Origin of the sequence: Sinorhizobium sp. NFACC03 (assembly GCF_900103435.1) — a bacterium.
Classification (GTDB): Bacteria; Pseudomonadota; Alphaproteobacteria; order Rhizobiales; family Rhizobiaceae; genus Ensifer.
This window is the reverse complement of the sequence record NZ_FMXF01000007.1, coordinates 16,416-38,233: the sequence shown is the minus strand read 5'-3', so window position 1 is coordinate 38,233 and position 21,818 is coordinate 16,416. Positions and strand designations below refer to the sequence as shown.

Genomic DNA, 21,818 nt, shown 5'->3' with positions numbered 1-21,818 from the left:
ACGCTCAGTTGAATAACGTTTGAGGCGAATTATGATTCCAGACGAAATTACCGCGGCGGCGTGGACCATTTCAGCCAGACATCTCGCACGCGGACAACGCGACCCTACGATGATGATTGCCGAGGCGATTGCGTTGGAGCGGCAACGCTGTTTGGCCATTGCCACCGAATGCTGCGGAGAAAACAGCGGCGTGGCCAGAGAAATACGAAACGCCGGCAGTTAGGTGACGTGTTTCAATCTACTCCGTTGTAGGTGGCCGGCGCCAACTGATGGTGCTTGCCGTACTCACGCGTTGATGATGCCTGCGGCGATCGCGAAAAGTGCGCTATCAATCGACTGGTACCATCCGCGGAGCTCAATCCCTCCAGAAGAGCGGGGTCAGGATGACCAGCACCGTCAGGATTTCGAGCCGGCCAAACAGCATCATCACCGACAGAAGGTATAGGGCTGGCTCCGACAAGGTCGAGAAGTTACCAGCCGGTCCGATGATCGGCCCGAGCCCGGCGCCGACATTGGAGAGCGCTGTGGCAACGGCGGAGGCAGCAGTGACGAGATCATAGCCCATCGCGCCCATCGCCAGGCTGCCGAACGCCCAGATGAACATATAGGCGGTAAAGAACATGAAGACTGTGCGCTGGACATCGATATCGATGAGGCCCTTGCCGTAGCGCACCGTGTGGACCGCATTCGGATAGATCAGCTTGAAGAGGCCCGCCCGAATGGAATTGAAAATGATGATGAAACGGTAGGCTTTCATGCCGCCGGCCGTCGAGCCGGAGCACCCGCCCATGAAGGTTGCAGCGAAAGCAAGGGCGACGATGAACTCCCCCCACAGCATGTAGTCGTCGCTGGCAAAGCCGGTCGTCGACAGGATTGACGAGACCGTGAAGAACCCATGTGCAAGCGCATCGCTCGCTGTGACGTCATTGGCAAGGCGCTGATAAAGACTTGCGGCAAGCGCAAGTATGGTCAGATAGGACAGGAAGACGATGATTTGCGGATCCTTCAGCGTATCGAGCCGACCGCGAACGATGAAGAGAATAAGCACCGAAAACGGCAGGCTGCTCAAGGCCATGAAGAACGTTGCGACCCACAGGATCGGCAGGCTCTTGAAGTAGCCGAGCGAGGCGTCGTGGGTGGCGAAGCCTCCGGTCGCGATCGTCGACATCGCATGGTTCAGGGCGTCGAAGCGGCTCATGCCGAGATAGGCATAGATAATCGCGCAGGTGACCGTCAGCACCACGTAGATGAGGATGAAGGCACGGGTGAAGGTGACGATCCTTGCGAACGGCTTCTCGGTCGTATCCGAGGATTCCATCTTGAAGAAGGACATGCCGCCGACACGCAGGTAGGGCATGACGAAGAGCCCGAGCGCCACGATCCCGATGCCGCCCAACCAATGCAGCAGTGAGCGCCAGAGCAAAATGCCCGGGGGAGCGAAATCGAGACCGGTGATCACCGTTGAGCCAGTTGTGGTGATGCCAGAAACGGATTCGAACAGGGCCTTGGCGAAATCGAGTTTCAGCGACGAGAACCAGAAAGGCACCGCGCCTACGAGCGAGATGACGAGCCAGAGCAAGTTGACGACGAGGAAGCCCATCTTGCGGCTGAAGGGCGGAGGGCCGCCCTGCGTCGCGGCCATCGTCAGAAGTGAGACGCCCCCGGTAATGAAGGCCGACACGGCAAATATCCGCCAATCCGGATGCCCATAGAACAGGTCCACCGCCGCCGGAAGAAGCATCGCAAGCGACAGGTAGAAGGCTGCCTTCGCGGCGATGTTGATCGCGGATTGGTAGAGAGATGCATGCAATGGTCGACGGCCCCAGCGCAGTTGTCCGAAAGCCCGAATCGGCTGTTGGGATCGGCCGCCATTCAATCTGAAAGTCGCGCGATTCGCACCCGCCGCTGCCGGCAAGTCCATCGGACGCAGGCCGAAAGCCCGCTTTCTATCTCACATTCCGCGCGTTTTATCACTGCCGGCGGGACGAGCAGCAGCGGCAAACGCCGTTACGCTGCGGTTTCCACAGCCGTTCTGCGGCATTTTGCCCATTCAACTCTAACTCACGAAAAGATCAGGCCTTTCGGGCGCGACAAGTCATCACCTTGACTTATTTCAGCGTGTAAAGCCTGCTGCATCCATTCCACATGCAACCTTGAGCACAACCGATGACACCCGCCCGTTTCACCCAATGCCTTCTCGTTCTTCGTTGGACGCCGATCAATCTGGCGAGCGCCCTGCATTGCAACCTGGCGTGGATCGAGGCGATGGAGACCGGCGAAGAAAAGGTTCCTGACGAGCTCGCGACCTGGCTGGAGACGCTGGCACGCACCCACGAGGAACTCGGCTTCCCCGTCACCTATCGCGGCAAAGGCTTGGAGCCCGCATCGAGCCGCGCTGCGCGCCGTTGACTGACGCAGCCGGGCGCTGATCCAAGCGGAACTCTGCGCAGGGAGGGTCAATTGTTCTCCGGGGCGATTGCCAAGGCACCGGCAGGGCTGAGCGTACCACAGCGCCAGAGCCGATAAGATTGCTGCGTATCCCAGTCATAGTAGTAGGCCGCATCCAGTCGCTTCGCCTTGGCGAAGTCGGAAAAGACAGCGCGCATGGCGGCAATCGCGCCCTCGCGCTGGCTGTCGTCGATAGGACACGTGCGGGCCGTGTTGGCGATCCCCCACTCCGTCACCCAGCATGGCCTGCCGCTATCCGATGGCTCGCAGAAATCGAGCAGCTTGGTGACGACGGATCTGATCGCTTTTGGATCCTTTCGGGCGGGGTAGATGTGGATGCCAAAGGCATCGACAAGCTGGTCCATTCCCCGGTCTCGCAGAAGCGTTATCACCTCAGCCGGATCGAGCCGCTCCATGCCTTGCCGGTCCGCCTCCTTGGCGCCCATGTCGGAGAGCCCGGCAGAGACGATGGCGGCGCCGCTGCTCTCGGAGCTTTTGCGCACCTCGTCCCGGGTGATCCTTAGCACCTCTATGTAGCGGTCGAGGCCCTCTTCGAAACCTACGCGATCCTTGAGATCGGCGACCGTTCGCGGCGTCGGCTGACCGGGTTTCTGATAGACGGCAAGATCGCCATTGTAGCCGGCAAGGTTGATCTCGTTTCCAGGCTCCACCGCGTCGAGGCGAACACCGAGCGCGTCCAGCCGCGTGAGTGCTTCGCGAAGACGAAGGCGGTATCGGTCGAGATCCAGCTCGGACAGGCGGTTGATGTCCCAGATGCGCCCCTGGCCACTGCGGGGCCGTACCGCATCCGCATAGTAGCTTTTGTTCGCAAGCTGAATTTCGAGCAGGATACGCAATCCGAGCCGGCTGGCTATGCCGACAGCCTCGATGCTCTTTTCGACCGGCCGAGACAGGGAGAGCCGCACGTGCGTGGCGCCGCTATCGGCGATCTCTTTGAGCACGCGCTCCTGCTCGGCACGGTCGAGCCAGGCGAGATTGAGCCGATTGACCCCGTAGCGCGCGAAAGCCGCGCCCTCGGCCAACGCCGGCAGGGCGTCAGCGATCGCCGCCAGGGAAAGCTGGGCAGCAAGGAGCAGCGCCCATGGCGCTGCTCTCGCGAAGGGCCGATTAGATCCCAACCTGTTTGAGCGCACTTTGGAAGTTCGCCTCGCAAGCCGAGTACCGCTCGGTGACGGCCTGTGCATCGATCTTTGACAGGAAGTTGGCGAGATGGGCGCGCTTGTCGTTTTCGCGGTTCCACACGCCCGCCTCGATATAGGGGAAGCCGATGAATTCGAGCATCTCCCGCATGCGGTCGTCGACGGCGATCATGAGCGACGGCGTACCCGCCTGCATGCCGATGACGCAGCCATGGAACCGCCGGCCGATGCAGAGGTCTCTCGACGACGACCAGGCGCGCCACTGGTTGGTGTCGAAGAACACCATGAGCTCGTTCTCTCTCTGCCACTTCTCCTGGTGTTTGTATTCGGTCTTGCCGGTGATGCGTCCGCTCGAGCGGTCGTAGACGGGGGCGTTGTCGTCGACGGGAAGCGTAAGGTTATAGGCGACGACCTCGTCCTGGATGACGTAGCTTGCGACGCTATCGGGCTTCAGCAGCGCATGGGCATCGACGATCGTGTCGGCGACGCTACCGAGATAACCGCCGAGCGCCAGCTTCTGGGCCGATGCCAGATCCGCATTGGCAAGAGACGTCAACGAGCGTCGCATCTCGTTCGGTGCGAAGAAGAGCGAAGGGCAGCCGGTCGGCTTGACGAACTTCATGCCCTCTGCCCTGAGGAACTCCGCGGTGAAATAGCCCCGGGTCAAGAAGAAGCTCTCCTTCTGCTTTAACACTTCGAGGAACCGCAAAGTACCGGCAGGCAGGTTCTCCTTGAGCCCTTCCCGCTTCTGGATGCCGATGCCCATCACCAGCACGGGCATCTTCAGTTTCTCGAAGACATCGGCTTCGAGATCGGCGGAATATCCCGGGCGCAACAGGTTCGCCGAGGCGAACACGCACATGTCGAATTCCTTGTTCAGGGCATCATAGACATCGTTGGCGCCGCGGCTGTTGACCAGGTGCCAGAAGGGCACATAGGTCACGTCATGTCCGCGCAAGGCGTAAGCTGCACCCTCGCCGATCAGGTAGTTACCGGTGTTGGCGATCTTCTTGACCTGGTCGATCAGTTCCTTCTTGCTTCGGATGTCGTCGAAGTAGGGCTTGTGATGGACCGTCGCACCGGAAACACGCGAGACGGTACGCTGGAGATATGAGGGGATTCCGGTGAGCAGGATACGCATCGATACACCTGAGTTATGGGCTGACCCACAGAGTTGACGTAGAGCGGGATGAGGAGATGTGTGTGGGGTCTTCCTTATCCCGCCCGAACATTATGAAATCGATCGCATTCGTGCCTCGGGTAGAACGCACCCGAGGCGTCAGCGATTTATTGGCCGATGCCGATTTCGCGCAGCACCGTTCGGAAGTTGCGTTCGCGATCGGAGTAGCGGTCGACGAGTTCGGATGCGTTGAGCCCGGCCAGATGGCTGGCGACGAATTCCGCGCGGTTTTCGGCTTTTTCGAGTTCCTGCACCTCGACCGACGGAAGGCCGGTAAAGCCCAGCATTTCGCGCATCCGGTCGTCAACTGCCACCATTAGGCTCGGCACGCCTGCCTGCATGGCGATGATCGAGCCGTGGAACCGCCGGCCGAAGTTGAAGTCCATATGCGAGGCCCAGGCGCGCCACTGATTGGTATCGAAGAAGGTGCGCAAGTCGAACGGCACCTTCAGACGATCCGTACCCGGATAGGCGATATCGCCGAGCATCTTTCCGGAGCAGGAGTCAAAAACTCTGCCATCGGCATCCGGCTCGACCTTCATGTCGAAGTGCAGGAACTCATCCTGGATAACATATTGCGGCTTGGCTCCCTCGGGGTTCAGCGCAATCGCATCGACGATGCAATCGTGATTGGCGCCGAGATAACCCGAAAAGATCGTCTTTGCCTGGCCGATCTTGACGCTCGGCAGCTTCTTCATAGACGCGCGCATGTTGTTCGGTGCGAAGTAGACCGAGGGGCAGCCGGTCGGTCGAACGTACTTGAAGCCCTGGTCCTTCAGATAGCCAGCCGTCTCATAGCCACGGGTCAGGAAATAGTGTTCACGGTCCTTGAGCACGTCGAGCAGCCGCTTCGTTCCCTCCGGCAGGCCTGTTTCCAGGTCCTTGCGGTTCTGATGGCCGATGCCGAGCATGACGATCGGCATCTTGAGCTTGCTCAACACATCGGCTTCGGCATCCGCCGACAGCCCCTTGCGCAGGAGATTTGCGCAGGTGAAGACGCAGATGTCGAAGTTGTTGTTGAACTCGTCGAACCCGCTGCCGTTCTTGTGGCAGTTGTAGAGATGCCAGAACGGGATCTGCTTGGCATGCGGCGCGATGGCACGCAGAGCTCCCTCACCGATCAGATAGTTGCCGGTGTTGCTGATGTTGCGAAGCTCCTGAAGAAACTCGTCCTTGGATTCGGGCTGTTTCTGCCGTTCCGAATAGGAAACCGACAGGCCATTCGCGCCATTGGCGAGGCGCGTGTAATGGCCAGGAATGCCCGTCAGGAGGATTCTTGGACGCATGCGTAAGTCCCTTCTAGTTAAAAAGTCGCCCGGCGCGCTCAAACTGCTGCTGCAACGCCGGTATTGGATGTCTCACGCGCACGGATAACCTTGGCGCGCGAAAGAGATGAATTGTTCACGGAGCCGTCACACCAGCCAAGGAACTCCGCGAAAGAGTTTGGCCAGGCACGGCGCGCCGCCGTTCTGAGGCAGCCTTCCATGATGGGGGCAAGCAGGTTGCGGTCATGAGCAACCTCAGTGATCGCCTTCACCATGTCTCGTACCACTTGCGGGTCGGAGGGAGCGTCGATCAGGATGCCGTCCTCACGATCAACGATCAGCTCGTCGACGGCCCCGACGGCAGTCGCGATCGGGACGCAGCCAAGCTGCTGCGCTTCAGCGATCATCAAGGGCGCACCTTCCCAGCGCGACGGCATGACCAGCACGTCGGCCCAGCCGAGCGCCTTGATCAGATCCCGGCTTGCAAAGACGGGCGGGCGCACCTCGACGCCAAGCTCTTTCAGCCGGTCGGTCCAGGAGAAGCTGGCATCAGCCAGGATCTCGCCGCCGATCGCCCGGGCGTCGAACGGCACACGCGCCGCGCGCAGCTCCGAAATCGTCGCGGCGAGCCGGTCGATGCCTTTCTGCTGGTCGAGGCGGCCCATGTAGAGAAGCCTCAACCGATCGTCCTTACGTTCGATCCGCCGCACCTGCAGCACCTCCGCAAGCACCTTCGGCGGGACCGAGAAGCTCGCGCCGTTCGGAACCGCGAATATCTTTTCAAGCGGTACGCCGAAGCTATGCAGATAAAACTTGAGCTGTTCCGAGCAGGTCAGGAAGGCGTCGTAGCAATGCTCGTGCGCGATCGCTGCGAAAGGCTGGCCGGCCGGACGCTTGAACGGCGTGTTGTCAACGACGTGCAGATAGCAGGCCGTGCGCGTGCCTTCGGAACGCAGCCGGGCGATCAGCGGGTGCATCGCCATGACGTGGTTGTTGATGACGAGATCGAATCCCGAAAGCTGGCCCTTCAACGCGCCCCAATCGACCTCATGATGTTCGGCGATGAAGTCGTGTCCGAGGAACGAGCCGGAGCCGCCCCAGGCCGGAATGCCCTGATCCCAGAAATGAACGTAATCGAAGCTCGCATCGAACTCGTCGATCACGTCCATTCGGCTGGTGCCAAGCACGAACAGATGCGTCTCATAGCCGGCGGCGCGCAATTCCCGGGACGCAGCATAGATCACCTTCTCGGCGCCACCGAAGGAGGCGTTGGGCACGAGCAACGCTGCCGTTTTCTTTCCGGCCTCGCTGTGACCGAGCGGCAGCACCGGCGAACCGCCGATTTCCGTGCGTAAGGCTTTATGCAGATCGGAATAGGGCATGAGCCGTGGCGGGCGCCAGGTCCAGCGGCGGCCGGCGGTGCGGCGCAGCGGGCTCGTGGCAATGGCGTTGACGCAGTTGATCATGACCTGTTGCGGCGTGATGAGCGTGCGGCGCGGCAGGGCCCTCGGGAATGGGAACCGCACTTTGAGGACCGCCGATGTCGGCCAGACCTGCTGGCTGCCGATCGAGGCGAACCAGTCGAGCGCGTTGTTGCGGATGACATCGCGCAAAAGCGCCGTCGAAATGAAGATGAGATCCGGCTGGCCGAGGTGCTCGGATCCGGCATCGAGGAAAGTCGGCTCGATCTTGCGCTGTGTGGCGTCGTTGCCGAGGTGGACGAACACGACGTTCGCCTTCTCGCTCAGCCGCTCCAGGTGGCAAAGAACGTTCGGCAACATGCGCGAGCGCAAGAGCAGATCGAACGTCGCCCCGCTGCCGGCCATCACGAATGGCGGAAAGTGCACGTTGTCCGGCTCGCCGGTATTTGCCCAGAAGGCCGGGATGATATCGTCGAGGCGCAGCCTCTTCGGCTGCTTGGTCGGGTCGGTGAAGAACGAGATCGCCGCGTCTTCAGTGCGTGCGAAGAGATAGCGGGGGCATTCCTCGTGTTCAAAGTCGACGAGCATCGGCCTTTGGAACAGCGCTCTGTGGCGCTTCCTGAGGAAGCTTACGGACGTCGCACGGTCGCGGTTGGCTTCCTTGAACCGGCTTTCCGCCCGCAAGCGGTATTCGAAGGTCGTCTCGTGGCAAGGCGTGCCGACGAAACCGTGTTCCACGCAGGAAAGCCAGAATTCCCAGTCCTCGAAACCGTTCTGCCGGTCGTCGTTGAAACGAACGCCCTCCCGGAAGACATCGATGGAGATCATCGAGCCCGTGTCGCAGATGTTGTCGGTGATGCAGTGAACCAGCCTGGAATAGTGGTTGCCGTAGTGCGCTCGCCAGCTCACCGAGAAGGTATCGATATTGGTATAGACCCAGCCGGCGCCGCTCTCACGTAGTTGGCGGTAAAGGGTTTCGATCGTGCCCGGCAGAACGCGATTGTCGGCGTCGAGAAAATAGACAGCCTTCGCTTCGGACAGGTTTTCGAGCACATAGTCGATGGCCCGGTTGCGCGCGCCGCCCGGCCCTGCATTCCGGCCGAAGACCACGTGGATGTCGGGATGAGCCGCAGAAAACAAGAGCAATTGATCGAAGGTTTCGTGCCGCGGGTCACCATCGACCGAGACGACGATGGCGATCCGGCAATCTGAAAGCGCCGAAGCTAATGCGGACTCGATTGCCTCGAGTGCTAGCGCCGCGTGCCCGTAGAGCGGCATGGCAATCGCTATCAGATCGCGTGGATCGCTATTGCTTGACATGAGATGCACCACCCGACTGCTTTACCATCCGGAAGCCCGACACCTTGAGCCAGGAAAAATCGACGGAGTCGGTGACCGCGCGGCTGAGGATCACCAGATCCATGGGATGGCGCACCGGCTCGTCCAATTGAAAATTGATATTGATCGGTTGCTGGTTCGTGACCTCGCGCCAGCCGCTGAAGAAAGCCGAAGGCTTAACCGAGCCCTTGCGGGCGAGTTCAGCGACTTCCGAGCGCGCATTCGAAGTCGCAGGTGCCAGCAAGAAGCTGACCGCAGCCGGCGCCCCCTTCGGATGATCGACGATGGCGCTTGCCGAAAAGGATATGGTGCCCGGTTCGACCGCCCGACCGATGGCGCCGGCCGACACACCGCTCGCCAGCGGATGGCAGACTACTGCGTTGTCGTGCTCAAGGTAGCGCACAGTCTGGAACTCCGGAACCACCGGCGTGACGGAAACGTCGACGATCTGGCTCAAGAGATCCACCGACAGCCGGTAATCCTCGATGAAGTGACCGTCGAGCAGCGCTGTTGGCGCGATCATGTTGGGCATGCGTGTCGGCTTGACGCCGGGAAGGCCCGTATAGATGCGGAACGCGAGCGGACGCAGATCGAGGTCGGCGTGACGCGTTTCGGAGCGTGCGGTGTAATGCTCGCTGGCAATGGGGTAACCGAGCGAAAGACCGATGGTTTCCGAGCCCGTCGTTGACACCCTCAACCGCAACGTTCTTGCGCCGCCTCCGCAGGTGCGCGGCAAGGCGAAGAAGTTCCACGTAGGCACCAGCTGTGAAAACGGCACGGACCATTCGGCCACGCCTTCGCCGCTTTCGATATAACTCAGGACGACGACCAGTTCGCCACCGTCTCTCGGAACCGAATTGAAGTGGAGCGCGATGCCTGCCACGCCATGGCTGGACACCGGCAGGAGTTGCTCGACGAAAGCATTGGCAATCAGATGGCCGATGCCTTCGTCCTTCGGGTCGACATAGGGATCGTGCGCAAAGACCTCGGTGACCGGCTCCCAATTGCGCGCCTGGAAGGCGTCTTCGAGCGCACGATAATTTTCGAGCAGCGTTTCGCGCTCGCGGCGCAACAGCGCGAGTTCCGACGTGATCGCACTCGAAAACCGCGCAAGACGCCCGACACCACCGTCGACCAACGCCTGAATGATTACGGCACTTTCCGCCGCCGTGTGTGCGCTCAACCGCTTGACCGGGAAATCCGGTACGGTGCCAAGCGCACGCAAGGACACGAGCCGTTCCGCAAGGTCTTCCTCCCCCTCTTTTGAGAAGGCAAGCCCGATCAGCGGGAATACGTTTTCGAGAGTGGTCTGGGCCCGATCGCCCTTGGGAAGGAAATGAACCAGGTGCTCGATGCCGCTACCTTCGACACTCGCCCTGTCATGATCAGATGCCACCACCAGCTTTCGCTTCGCCTGCGAATACCTCACGCCAGAAGACATCAACTCTTGCACGCGCCACCTTCAATATGAACAAGTTCCCTCTGAAGTTGAATTCGCCGAAACGAAATACATCGGCGAATTCAAGCTCATACGAGAAGCATATCAAGGTTATTTGCACTGCACAATAAGTGATATTTGTGTTTTTCGTGAAATAATACTTCGGATTTTGAAGTATTATGCAGATGAAACCAGTGAGATATTAGAGGTAGAAGCACTGCTTGTTGCCTTGTCCAGCAACATCATCTGCCGCGCGATGCAATCACCCAGCCGGAACCGCTGCTCGATCGTCCGGCGCGCGGCCGCACGCATGTCCGTATACTTTTCCGGATGACGCAACGCTTCGGAAACGACACCGGCGAGCGCGTCCGTATCAAAGAATGGCACAAGCATGCCGTTGCGGCCGGAACTCACGACTTCCTGCATCGGGGCGGTATCCGACCCGATGACAAGTGCGCCGCAGGCCATGGCCTCCAGCACCGACCAGGAAAGCACGAAGGGATAGGTCAGGTAGATATGCGCCGCCGAGATCTGGAAGAGCTGTCGCAACACGGCATGTGGCACGACGCCCGGAAACAGGAACCTGTCCGCCGGCACATCCAGGGACTGAAGCAGGTGATCCCTCCAGGAGCCTCCGCCCGGCGGCGGAGCGCCGTAGCTGACGCCATCGCCCCCGACGAACACGAAGAGCGCATTGGGATGTTCCCGCGCGACTTTCGCCGCCGCCGCAAGCGCCTGTGGAAAGCCGCGATAGGGTTCCAGGTCGCGGGCCACGAAAGTGACGATCGGCGGATCGCCGGCCTTCAGCACCCGCCCATCCGGAAGCTTGAGGGAGGCCGATGCATCCGGACGGAAGACGCGCGTATCGACGCCCTCATGGCAGACGGCGATGCGTCCGCGGTGCTCGGCCGGATAGAGGCTCCTTTGCCAATGGGTCGGACTGATGCCGCCATCCATTGCCTCCAGCGACAGAAGCTGCGCCATATTGCGCAGACGCAACCGCTTTCGCGTGTCCGAATCGGGTTGGTCGTCAGGGGCAAAACCAATGTCCGCCCCTTCAGCGCGATAGAAGAATTCGCAATAGCCGAGCGCTGGTACGTTCGGCAGCACGTCCTTGACGAACATCATGCTGCCCCAGCCCGTGTGCCCAACGATGACATCGGGCACCTGGCCTTGCTTTGCCATCGCGTCGAAGGTCTCTGCGACCCGGTGACCTATGCGGACGTGATGGTCCGGGACGCCCAAATGCCTTGCCATTTGCGCATTGGCCTGCGGTCCCGGTTCCGCCCTGTGGCGGATGACCCGCGTTGACGGAATCCGCTGATCGACGGTTTCCGTCACGAGAGTTACTTCATTTCCCGTCTGCGCCAAATGGGCCGCGAGAGCGGCGAATTGGCAGAAGCCGCGCCGGTGTACAAATGCTACGTGCATGTTCCTAGCCTTTTACCGATGAAAGGACAGCGTTCGCGCCGCGGCTCAGATGCCGTAGCGCGTCGCATTCCCCCAAACCAGCTCAAGCCGGTGCAGCGTTTGAAATGCGGTTTCGAGATTGCGCCGGTCCTGCTCGCCGTGGCTGAGCACCCGTTCATAGGCACCGGCAGCTTTCCTGAGCGAATCGCAGAGCTGCCTGCCCTTTTCCGAAAGCCGAATGCGAGCCGAGCGCCGGTCGCGCTGCGATGCAGCCCGGTCGATATATTCCCCATCGCCGAGTTGCTTCAGATAGTAGGACACATTGGAACCGACATAATGGCCGCGATCCAAAAGCTCAGCCACGGACACCTCGGCATCGCCGATCGCGAGCAAGACCATGGCTTGCGCCGGGCCAATGTCGTCGACGCCAAGCTTTGTCAGCTCGGCGCGCAACAGGCCGGTAAACCGTCTGCTTGCTCGCTCCATCATCCGCGCCAACTCGAAATACGAGACCACGGAGGCTTCGCTCTCCTGGCCAATATCTTCGTGTTCAGCGGCACTACCAACTGCGTCATCCCCGGGGCGGATGGCAACAGCGCCGCCGAAATCTGCGAACGGATAGAGAATCTTTTGATTCATCCCTCTCTCCAACTAAGCATTACTACGATATTCAAAAATTACTTCAAATTTTGAAGCAATTTTTCGCCCCCTTTACTCCCCCCGAATATGATTATCTTGAGCATTCCACCATTATTGTGTCACACTTATCACGGCAACACTGTGATTTAAGTGATAACAAACAAAATAGCTTCCTCAAGACCCCAACGAACTTATCCAGAAATTCGCCACGCGTGACAGCAAACGAGGCAATATGATTAGCAAGAACCAAATTGGGCCAAAGACGGCGCAAAATGGAGCAAACGATCCACGGCTGCTTATTTTGAAGGCGCGCCGCGTGTTCGTTTTGGCACTTATTTATGCAGCGCTGCTGAGCGCTTGCATCGGCATCTTGCAGCTCTCCACGCCGCTTTACATGATGCAGGTCCACGACCGCGTCCTGAACAGCCAGAGCATGGATACGCTTACCATGCTGACGATTCTGGTGATCGGCGCGCTCATTATCTATGGCGTGCTCGAATACATCCGGGCGCTGACGTTCCAGGCGATGGGAAGCGCGGTCGTGCGTTGGCTGAACCTGCCAGTGTTGACCGCGGCAGTGCAGGCGGCGGCCGATCAAGGGCTGACCCGCGCGACCCAGTCGCTAAGGGACCTGGCTGAGTTGCGCAGCTTTCTCACGACCTCCGCCGTCAGTGCACCGCTCGATGCCGCTTGGTCGCCAATCTTCCTCGGCGTGCTCTTTGCGCTGCACCCGATGTTCGGCCTTCTTGGCGCCATTTCCATTGCCCTGCTCGTGTGTTGTGGATTGCTGACTGATTTGCTGACTCGCCGGCTGATGAAAGAGGCCAATCAAGCCAATATCGAGGCCGTCTCGAAAATTGGTGCGAGCTTGCGCCACGCCGAGGCGATTGAGGCAATGGGAATGCTCCCCGCACTCGCCCGCCGCTGGCGCGCGGCGCAACTTCATGCGCTGGATGCGCTCGAAGTCAGCGGCAGCCGAAGCAAGGCGATGGCCTCCATCACCCGCTCGCTGCGCTTCATGATCCAGGCGGCAGCGCTGGCGACGGGCTCTATCCTCGTGATGAAGCAGGAGATCTCGCCCGGCGCGATGATGGCCACGACCATTCTGGTCGGACGCCTTCTCGCCCCATTTGATTCGATGATCGAAAACTGGCGCCAATGGGTGCTGGCCATCGCCAGTTGGCGACGGATCGAGGCGGCACTCAAGGAAGATCTCGCCGTACGCCAGACGATGCCGCAGCCGCGCACACAAGGCGATCTCGTCGTCGACAAGCTGGTCTATGCCGCCCCCGGTCTCGATGTGCCTATCATCAAGGGCATCGGATTTTCGCTTTCGCCGGGCGAGGTGCTCGGCATCGTCGGGCCGTCGGCTGCGGGAAAGTCGACGCTTGCCCGCCTCCTTGTCGGCATTTTGAAGCCGACCACGGGCGGCGTTTTCCTCGACGGCAACAACGTTTATCTTTGGGAGCGCGCTTCGTTCGGGCAGATGACCGGCTACCTGCCGCAATCGGTCTCGCTGCTCGAGGGTACCATCCGTGATAACATTTCGCGCATGGAGGAAGGTGAGCCTCAAAAGGTGCTCGACGCCGCCCGCCTTGCCGACGTGCACGACATGATCGGCCGGCTGCCACTTGGTTACGATACGCCGGTCGGTGATGGCCATTTGACGCTTTCCGGTGGCCAGCGGCAACGCATCGCACTTGCCCGCTGCCTCTATGACCGCCCCCGCCTGATCGTCCTCGACGAGCCGAACGCCAACCTCGACGCGATCGGCGAGCGGGCATTGATCCGTGCGATCGAGCGCGCCCGCAACGACGGCGCGATCGTCATCATGATCGCCCACCGGCCAACCATCATGCAGGCGGCAGACAAGCTGCTCGTCCTCGAAAACGGCCGAATCACCCAGTTCGGACCGCGCACCGACGTCGTCGCATCCATGACCCCGGGAGAACCGAGACGGGAAGGCGTTTCCGCATGACAAAGAAACCCAATTTACCGATAGCGCGCGATGCAAAGAACGCGGTGACATCGCGTGGCGGTGAGAACCTGCCAGCCATCATCGACCGGCCTCATCCGCTGCATGGGCTGGACTCCGATGCCGAAGGCAGCGCTTCCGCCCCGCTGCGCGGCGTGGTCCTTGCCGGTCTCACGACCATCCTCGTCGCTTTTGGCGGCTTTTTCGGCTGGGCCTTCTCGACAGAACTCAGCAGCGCCTCGGTCGCAAGCGGCACGATAGTAGTCGATTCGAAACGCAAGACCGTCAGCCACTTCGAGGGCGGCATTCTCAAGCGCCTGCTCGTCCAGGAGGGGGATCGTGTTGCGGCCGGGCAACCACTCGTCAAGCTCGAAGATACCCGCGCGCGCTCCGACCTGCAGGCGCTGCAAAGCCGTCGCCTCGGTCTGATTGCGAAGCTTGCCCGCCTGAGGGCGGAACAGACGGATTCACAAGAAATCACATTCCCTGATGATCTGAAGGGCGCGCCGGATCCGGCAGCCGATGATGCGGTGAAAGCCGAAACGAACTTTTTCGAGCGCCGGCGCGAAGCAAAAGCCGGTCGCCTCGATGTTCAGGGCAAGACCATCGAAGAATTTTCGGAGAAAGCCAAATCGCTCGCCGAGCAGATCCGCGCGACCGATCGACAGATCGAACTGATTACCGAGCAGCGAACCGCGATCGCCACTCTCGTCGCGAAGGAGTTCGCGCAGCGCTCGAAGCTTATCGAGATCGATGCCAAGCTCAGCGAACTGGCGGCAACCCGTGGCGAACTCGCCGGCAATAAGGCCCAGGCCGAAAAGGCGGAAGCCGGAGCAGAACTCGGGTTGACCGGTATCGAGAATGAGTTCCAGTCCGAGATTGCCGGCGAAATCACCACGGCCCGCCTTGAGCTTTCCGATGTCGAAGAACGATTGGTGTCCGCCAAGGACATCCTGACCCGCCTCGACATCCGCTCACCACAGGCCGGGATCGTCACCAACATTCAGCTGCGCACGGCAGGCAGCGCCGTCTCGGCGGGGCAACCGCTCCTCGATATTGTGCCCGAGGACGAGCCACTGCTCGTAGAAATGCATGTCGGCACCCGTGACATCGACAGCATCGACATCGGCTCGAAGACGCAGATCCGGCTGACGGCCTACAACCAACGCACGCACCTGCCTCTTGACGGCGAGATCAGCTATGTTGCGGCCGACCAGTCGGTCGATGAGAAATCGAATGTCTCATACTACGTGGCGCGTGCCCGCATTGCGGCTGCGTCGCTCAGTGCCAACCCCGACATTCGGCTCTATCCCGGCATGCCTGCCGAGGTCCTGATCGTCCACAAGCCACGTTCAGCGATTGATTACATGGTCTCACCGATTGCGGATAGCCTGAACCGCGCCTTCCGCGAAGACTGAACTAGAACTTAACCACCTTTCGAAGCCGGCGAAATTCAATTTCGCCGGCAATTTATTTCTAAATTTGAATTGAATTCCAAGTAATACCAAAGATACCTACCCCTTATATTCCAGGGATAAACATCAAACCGACACATAATATACATCAGAGGTAGCAGATAACAGCACAGTACATCTGTATTTATTTTGTTTTTGCTGTTGCCATATGTTTTTTTGCAGTGCAATGTCCCGGCGCTCATCCAAGGTTTTTTTGAGAGCCGGAGATGGGCGTAAGCAACAACTAAGAGGAGTAGCATATGGCCACGTTGGAAGGCGGCGCGTATGATGACGCCCTTTTTGGCTCACGCTTCGACGACTTCATCCACGCTCGTGCTGGCGATGACTTCGTGAACGGAGGCAATGGCGACGACACCATCTTCGGTGACGAAGGTGATGACCTGCTGTTCGGCGGCAACGGTAGCGATACCCTGTTTGGCGGTTGGGGCAGCGATATTCTCCATGGCGAGAACGGGAACGATGTCCTGTTTGGCGGCCAGGGTGATGACCTGCTTAATGGCGACAATGGGAACGACATTCTCATTGGCGGCGGCGGCAGCGACCTGCTTATGGGTGGCCGCGGCAGCGACATCCTGTTCGGTGGTGCTGACAACGACGTCATCAACGGCGGCCAGGGCGACGACGTCATGACCGGCGGCGACGGCAGCGATGTCTTCGTATTCGACGGCGGTGGCGGCAACGACGTCATCCTCGACTTCACGCCCGGCGAAGACCTGCTGCAGATTTCGAAGGACATCAACGGCCTCGACATCTCTTCTCCGGAAGATCTGGCATCGCGCGTTACACAGGTTGGTGGCAACGTCGTGATCGACTTCGGCCATGGCGACACGCTGACGCTTGTCAATGCCGATGCCGACGACATCCAGGCAAACCCGAACCACTATTTCACGATCCATTGAGATTGACCGGCGCGCCCCGCTTCCTCCCGGTGGGGCGCCCTCCTTTTTCGTCCTTCAGGAGTAGCGCGTGACGGCAGACGACCGTATCAGGAGCCTCAGCCAGGAGTTCGCAACTGCTGTGGCATTCAGGCTCAGCCTTGATGTTGCTGTGCTGATCTGGGACGCACCCGCAGACCTGCCGGCGAAAACCAAATACGCGCTTTCTGCATCGCGATCCCTCGTTCCTCTTGTCAGCATGACCCTCCCGCGCGCCGACGGCGGGCAACGCGTCTTTTGGGCAATGCGTCCCGGAGACGAGCGCGAGCTTGCGGAAATTGCCGTCGATCACGATGTCCTTCAGACCGTCGTCCTCGAACCGGCTGGCCGGCTTTCGTTCCTCGATATGGCGGCGCAGTTCGCCAGCCTCATGCCGGAGGGGCGCTTCAAGTTTCTCAACACCCTGCTCACCGTTTGGCGCAGCGCATTCCGGCTTTCCCGCGACGAGTTTTTTACCGGTCTGGTCGACGACACGATCCATGCCCTGAACCTTGGCCAGCGCCCCGCGACGATCGCGTGCCGGCTTGCCCATGGCCGTTACCTGGCGGAAACGACCGTCAACGCCGAATTCGGCGAGATCAGTGCGATCTATGCGCTGAGCGCCGACGCAGTCCTGCCGTTGCCACAGCAGTTCGCCATCACCGGTCGGGCGGAGCGCGGCTGGCGCCGTTGCCACTTCGTGCTCGAAACGCCACGCGCGCCGCAGGCACTTTCTCTCATGATCATGGGCAAGCGTGGCATTGCCATCCGCGAGGTCGCCCATAGCAGTTCGCGCCATCCGAGCGTCCAGGAATGGTGGCCCGAAAACGGCGCCGCGCCAGGCCTCAGGGAATTCGTCGTTCGTTGCCTCTCTGCGATCCCTGAAAGCGGGACGGCGCTCGCAACCGACCTGCAGCTTCGTTCGCCCTTGCCGGCACGCCAGGCCGGAAAATCCCCACTCCACCCCTGTGCGGAGATCGATCTGGCGCTCGCACTACCCGATGGGCTGCTGGTCGGCGGCTGGACGCGTGACCCGTCCGGCGTGCTCTCGGGCATTGACTATCTTCAGGAAGACGGCACTGCCCTGCCACTTGACGGCAACTGGTATGAATTCCCCGGTTGGGCTCGTGGTGCGGAAGAAGGCTCGAAGACCGATGTAACGGGCTTTGTCAGCTGGCTACCGTTGCGCGAACCGCTCGGCGCCCTTCTTCAGCCCCGTTTCCAGATGCGGCTTGCCTCCGGCGCCGTCAAATCGCTTGTGCCGAAGCCGCAGCCCTTCGATCCTGCGACACAACGCAACCGCATTTTGCGGGCTGTTCCGCCACAGCACGCCATCGATGCGGCATTCCGCACGATCCTCGCGCCCGCGCTTAAGGACGTGGAGCAAAGACTGGGAAAGACGATCAGGGTCGATCTGACGAAGGACTTCGGTCCGATGCTGGAGGCGCCTCTGGTCTCGATCGTCGTGCCACTCTACCGCGTCCTCGACTTCCTGCGCTTCCAGCTCTCTGGTCTTGCCACCGACCCCTTTGTCGCCGCCAATGCCGAGATCATCTATGTGCTGGATTCCCCTGAAATCCACGACGAGACAGAGCACCTGCTCGGCGGCTTTCACCTCTTGCATGGACTTTCAATGAAGCTCGTGGTGATGAACCGCAACGGTGGCTATGCGCGTGCATGCAATGCAGGCGCGCGCTATGCCCGCGGTTCCGTCGTCGTCATGCTCAACTCGGATGTCGTGCCCTGCGGGCCGGGGTGGCTCGAGACGCTTGCACTCCCCGTGCTCAGAGAGAAGTCGCTCGGCGCGATCGGCCCGAAGCTTCTCTTCGAGGACGGTTCGCTGCAGCACGCGGGTCTCTACTTTGCCCGCAACAAGCAGGACATCTGGCTGAACCACCATTTCTACAAGGGCATGCCCGGTGCCTATGCGCCCGCGCAAAAGACGCGCGTCGTGCCTGGGGTCACCGGTGCCTGCCAGGTCATGCGCCGGGAGGTCTGGGAACTCGTCGGCGGCTATGCCGAGGACTTCGTGATCGGCGACTACGAAGACAGCGATCTCTGCCTCAAGATCCGGCAGGCCGGCTTCGACATCGTCTATGAGCCGGCTGCCTGCCTTTACCATCTGGAGCGGCGGTCGATCAGCCGAAGCCAGGATTACACGCGCGGTGTTGCGAGCCAGTACAATGCATGGCTGCACACCGAACGCTGGAACGACGACATCAGCGCGCTGATGCCAGCCTACCTCGGCGCCGAAGAGGCGGCAGCGCCGAGCGGTCACAGGACTGCCGCCAGGAGCGCCGCATGAACCAACCCGCACTTCGCCACGCAGACAGCCTGCAAACGGCCTGGCAGCCGAACGAGGACCGCATCGACGGGATGCTTCAAACGGTTCTCAACAATCGTTTCCTGCCACAGCCCGACAGCAACAGCGTGTTCGTCGGAGACGGCAACTACCGGGCGGTTGGCGCCGAGTTTCTCGGCCATTTCATCCGCATGGGCGGATTGCAGCCGGAAAGCAGCGTGCTCGACATCGGTAGCGGCATCGGCCGGATGGCAGTTCCGCTCACACAGTATCTCGACGTCGATCGCGCCCGCTACGTCGGCGTCGATCCAGTGGAAGGCGGTGTCGCCTGGTGCCGCAAGTCCGTGACGCCGGTCTACCCAAATTTCACTTTCGAGCATGTGGACATTGCCCACGAGCTCTACAATCCCATGGGCAAGATCAACGGAAAGGCGCTGAAGCTCCCCTATCCGGATCGAACGTTCGATTTCGCGATCATGACGTCCATCGTCACCCACCTCCCGCCGGACGAGGTGCTTGTCTACTTCAGCGAAATCAGCCGCATGCTGAAGCCCGGTGGCCGGCTTTTCGTGACGGCGTTCGTGGTCGATCGCATGGCGGCGAACAACGAAAACGGCAGGCGGGATCCGCGCCTTGGCTTCAATCGCAGTGGTGATGGTCCCTGCTGGTTCGTGCCGGGCCTGCCGCCGCTTGCCGCTGTCGGTTTCGATGACGGCTTTCTCGATCGGGCGCTCGAACGGGCGGGGTTTTCAACCATCCTGAAATCACTCGGCCATTGGCGTGGGCAGGATGCCGGTCACTACCAGGATGTCTTCGTTGCCGAACGCCGGGGTGCAAACGGATGAAGAAGCGCATTCTGGTCGCGGCGCACAATCATCCCGCACTCCATCCGGGCGGCACGGAGATTTTCGCGCACGACCTCTTCCGCGCCTATCAGCGCGCCGGCCATGAGGTACTCTTCCTCGGCGCCACCAACCAGACCCATCGGCAGGTGCGCCCAGGCACGAGCTTCCAGGCGATTGGCTCTGAGGGCGACGAGGTGCTTTTGTGGTCCGGTCATTTCGACCGTTTCTTCATGAGCCAGATTGACCTCTATGGCGTCGTGCCTGATCTGACCGAGCTTTTGCGCGATTTCCAACCGGACGTGCTCCACATTCACCACCTGCTGCTGCTCGGCGCCGAGTTTCCGCACATCGTGCGCCGGACCTTGCCGGAGTGTCGCATCGTCATGACGCTGCACGACTACTATCCGCTTTGCCACCATGACGGACTGATGGTGCGAACCAGCGGCAAGGAGCTTTGCCACAAGTCGACGCCCGACCGCTGCCACGCCTGCTTCAAGGATATCCCGCTCGACCGCTTCGTGCTTCGCGAGCAGCATCTTAAAGCCCTGTTGCGCACGGTGGATCGTTTCGTATCGCCGAGCCAGTTCCTGAGACAACGATACATCGACTGGGGGCTCGACGGGGAGCAGATCGATGTCATCGCGAATGGCTTGCCACGGCGGGACCTTCCGACGCGGAAGGATCGGCAGGAAAACGACCGGCCGATCTTCGGTTATTTCGGCAACCTCAATCCCTGGAAGGGCACCACCGTGCTGCTTGAGGCCGCGCGGCAACTGATCGACGAGGGCCTGCGCTTCGAGCTCAGGGTACACGGCGGCGCGCCGTTCCAGAGCGATAGCTTCAAGGACGAGATCGCCCGCCTGTTCAAAAAGACCGCCCCCACCGTCCAGCAGCGCGGCGCCTACCGCCGCGACGACATTGCCGAACTCATCGCCGCGGTCGATTGCACCATCGTGCCGTCGATCTGGTGGGAGAATGCGCCGCTCGTCATTGGCGAGGCGCAATCCCAGCGCAAGCCCGTGATCGCGAGCAATATCGGCGGCATGTCCGAAATGGTTCAGGACGGCGTGAGCGGCCTGACCGTTACGCCCAACGACCCGCGGGCGCTTGCCGCCGCCATGCGCCGCATCGCGGAAAACCCCGATCTCAGGCGCCGCCTTTCGGCGAACGCCCGCAAACCCGATGATATCGACGCCACTGCCCGCCGCTATCTCACGCTCATCGACACGATAGAGCCGGCACGAACCGCCGCGGCCTAGAGGAATGACCATGTCTGTAGCAGCCGACAAACCGGATGTCGCACCGGAACAAAACAATGCAAAGCCCCTCAAGGGCCGGGTGGACGCGATTGACCAGGGCCGCGTTTTCGGTTGGGCATTCGATCCTGAGACGCCAGAGAAACGGCTCGCCATTCGCGTGCTCCTGGATGGCAAGGTGATCGCCGAGGCACTGGCCGATCGCAACCGATCCGACCTCAAGCGAAACGGGATCGGCGACGGTAACCACGCCTTCGAAATCGCGTTGCCTGACATGGCCAGCGCCCGTACCGGCGAACTGGTTGTCATGGCGTCTACGGAAAAAGGCGGCGAGTTGCCGCTTCGCGTTCCCAAACCCGACGAACAGGCGGCCGAGGCCTTGATCGCCGCTCCGCTGGCAAAAGTGCTCGACAAGCTCGATGTGCTGATGGCGGCACAACGTCAACTCCAGGTCTCTCAGCGCTCAGCCATCCGCCAGAAGCTCGACGACGGCGAGGAAGGCGAAGCGGCGGGACTTGCCGCTGTCAGCGACGACGTTGCTAGCCTGCGTACAGAAATCACCCAACGATTGACCGATCTCGACGTGCACCTGATGCGTCTCGATGGGGTTGTGGCTGGTATGGAAAAGAGCCTCAATGCCTTAAAGCAACGCTCGAACGGAGACTTGAAGCCAGCATTTCTGCTTCTCTTCGTGCTTGCGGGCTTTACCGCAGGTGCGATCCTGACGCTTCTCCTGCGGACCTGAGGGGCGC

At 60.7% G+C, this 21,818-nt stretch carries 16 protein-coding genes; 8 read left to right on the top strand and 8 right to left on the bottom strand.

Annotation, left to right across the window (positions count from 1 at the left end; translation table 11 throughout):
- Positions 1-355: 355 nt before the first annotated feature.
- A complete protein-coding gene (locus BLU35_RS12320; RefSeq protein WP_093233204.1) occupies positions 356-1,810 on the bottom strand; it encodes a TrkH family potassium uptake protein in 1,455 nt (484 codons plus the stop codon).
- A 356-nt stretch (positions 1,811-2,166) separates the two neighbouring features.
- Here BLU35_RS12320 and BLU35_RS12315 point away from each other — a divergent pair, with 356 nt between their 5' ends.
- Positions 2,167-2,409, top strand: coding sequence for a hypothetical protein (locus BLU35_RS12315; protein WP_093233203.1), 243 nt, complete (start codon positions 2,167-2,169; stop codon positions 2,407-2,409).
- A gap of 47 nt (positions 2,410-2,456) precedes the next feature.
- Here the strand turns inward: BLU35_RS12315 and BLU35_RS12310 are convergent, their stop codons facing one another.
- From BLU35_RS12310 to BLU35_RS12280, 7 genes are all read right to left on the bottom strand, one after another.
- Complete coding sequence (locus BLU35_RS12310) at positions 2,457-3,545, bottom strand: glycoside hydrolase (protein WP_093233290.1); 1,089 nt, start codon at positions 3,543-3,545, stop codon at positions 2,457-2,459.
- A gap of 31 nt (positions 3,546-3,576) precedes the next feature.
- Positions 3,577-4,749 (bottom strand): polysaccharide pyruvyl transferase family protein, encoded by a 1,173-nt coding sequence (locus BLU35_RS12305; protein WP_093233202.1) that lies wholly within the window; start codon positions 4,747-4,749, stop codon positions 3,577-3,579.
- Positions 4,750-4,895: 146 nt separating this feature from the next.
- Positions 4,896-6,074 (bottom strand): polysaccharide pyruvyl transferase family protein, encoded by a 1,179-nt coding sequence (locus BLU35_RS12300; RefSeq protein WP_093233201.1) that lies wholly within the window; start codon positions 6,072-6,074, stop codon positions 4,896-4,898.
- Positions 6,075-6,112: 38 nt separating this feature from the next.
- Positions 6,113-8,794: a glycosyltransferase gene (locus BLU35_RS12295; RefSeq protein ID WP_093233200.1), complete on the bottom strand. Its 2,682-nt coding sequence runs from the start codon at positions 8,792-8,794 to the stop codon at positions 6,113-6,115.
- The gene (locus tag BLU35_RS12290; protein WP_093233199.1) at positions 8,781-10,253 is read right to left on the bottom strand and encodes a DUF6212 domain-containing protein; all 1,473 of its coding nucleotides are present in this window, start codon (positions 10,251-10,253) and stop codon (positions 8,781-8,783) included. Before BLU35_RS12290 ends, BLU35_RS12295 begins: the two co-directional genes overlap by 14 nt.
- 174 nt (positions 10,254-10,427) lie before the next feature.
- Positions 10,428-11,681: a glycosyltransferase family 4 protein gene (locus BLU35_RS12285; RefSeq protein WP_093233198.1), complete on the bottom strand. Its 1,254-nt coding sequence runs from the start codon at positions 11,679-11,681 to the stop codon at positions 10,428-10,430.
- Between the two features lie 45 nt (positions 11,682-11,726).
- Complete coding sequence (locus BLU35_RS12280; protein WP_057249450.1) at positions 11,727-12,299, bottom strand: MarR family transcriptional regulator; 573 nt, start codon at positions 12,297-12,299, stop codon at positions 11,727-11,729.
- A 232-nt stretch (positions 12,300-12,531) separates the two neighbouring features.
- Between BLU35_RS12280 and BLU35_RS12275 the strand changes: the two genes are divergently transcribed.
- The 7 genes from BLU35_RS12275 to BLU35_RS12245 all read left to right on the top strand — a co-directional run bounded on the left by BLU35_RS12275 (position 12,532) and on the right by BLU35_RS12245 (position 21,811).
- The gene (locus tag BLU35_RS12275; protein WP_057249448.1) at positions 12,532-14,277 is read left to right on the top strand and encodes a type I secretion system permease/ATPase; all 1,746 of its coding nucleotides are present in this window, start codon (positions 12,532-12,534) and stop codon (positions 14,275-14,277) included.
- Positions 14,274-15,692, top strand: a complete 1,419-nt coding sequence (locus BLU35_RS12270) for an HlyD family type I secretion periplasmic adaptor subunit (protein ID WP_093233197.1) — start codon at positions 14,274-14,276, stop codon at positions 15,690-15,692. Before BLU35_RS12275 ends, BLU35_RS12270 begins: the two co-directional genes overlap by 4 nt.
- Positions 15,693-15,988: 296 nt before the next feature.
- On the top strand, positions 15,989-16,648 hold the full coding sequence (locus BLU35_RS12265; RefSeq protein WP_093233196.1) for a calcium-binding protein: 660 nt from the start codon (positions 15,989-15,991) through the stop codon (positions 16,646-16,648).
- A gap of 67 nt (positions 16,649-16,715) precedes the next feature.
- Positions 16,716-18,968, top strand: coding sequence for a glycosyltransferase family 2 protein (locus BLU35_RS12260; RefSeq protein ID WP_093233195.1), 2,253 nt, complete (start codon positions 16,716-16,718; stop codon positions 18,966-18,968).
- Positions 18,965-19,810, top strand: coding sequence for a class I SAM-dependent methyltransferase (locus BLU35_RS12255; protein WP_093233194.1), 846 nt, complete (start codon positions 18,965-18,967; stop codon positions 19,808-19,810). The genes BLU35_RS12260 and BLU35_RS12255 overlap by 4 nt, the downstream gene beginning before the upstream one ends.
- Complete coding sequence (locus tag BLU35_RS12250) at positions 19,807-21,069, top strand: glycosyltransferase family 4 protein (RefSeq protein WP_093233193.1); 1,263 nt, start codon at positions 19,807-19,809, stop codon at positions 21,067-21,069. Before BLU35_RS12255 ends, BLU35_RS12250 begins: the two co-directional genes overlap by 4 nt.
- Before the next feature lie 10 nt (positions 21,070-21,079).
- Positions 21,080-21,811, top strand: a complete 732-nt coding sequence (locus BLU35_RS12245; RefSeq protein WP_058329264.1) for a hypothetical protein — start codon at positions 21,080-21,082, stop codon at positions 21,809-21,811.
- Positions 21,812-21,818 lie beyond the last annotated feature (7 nt).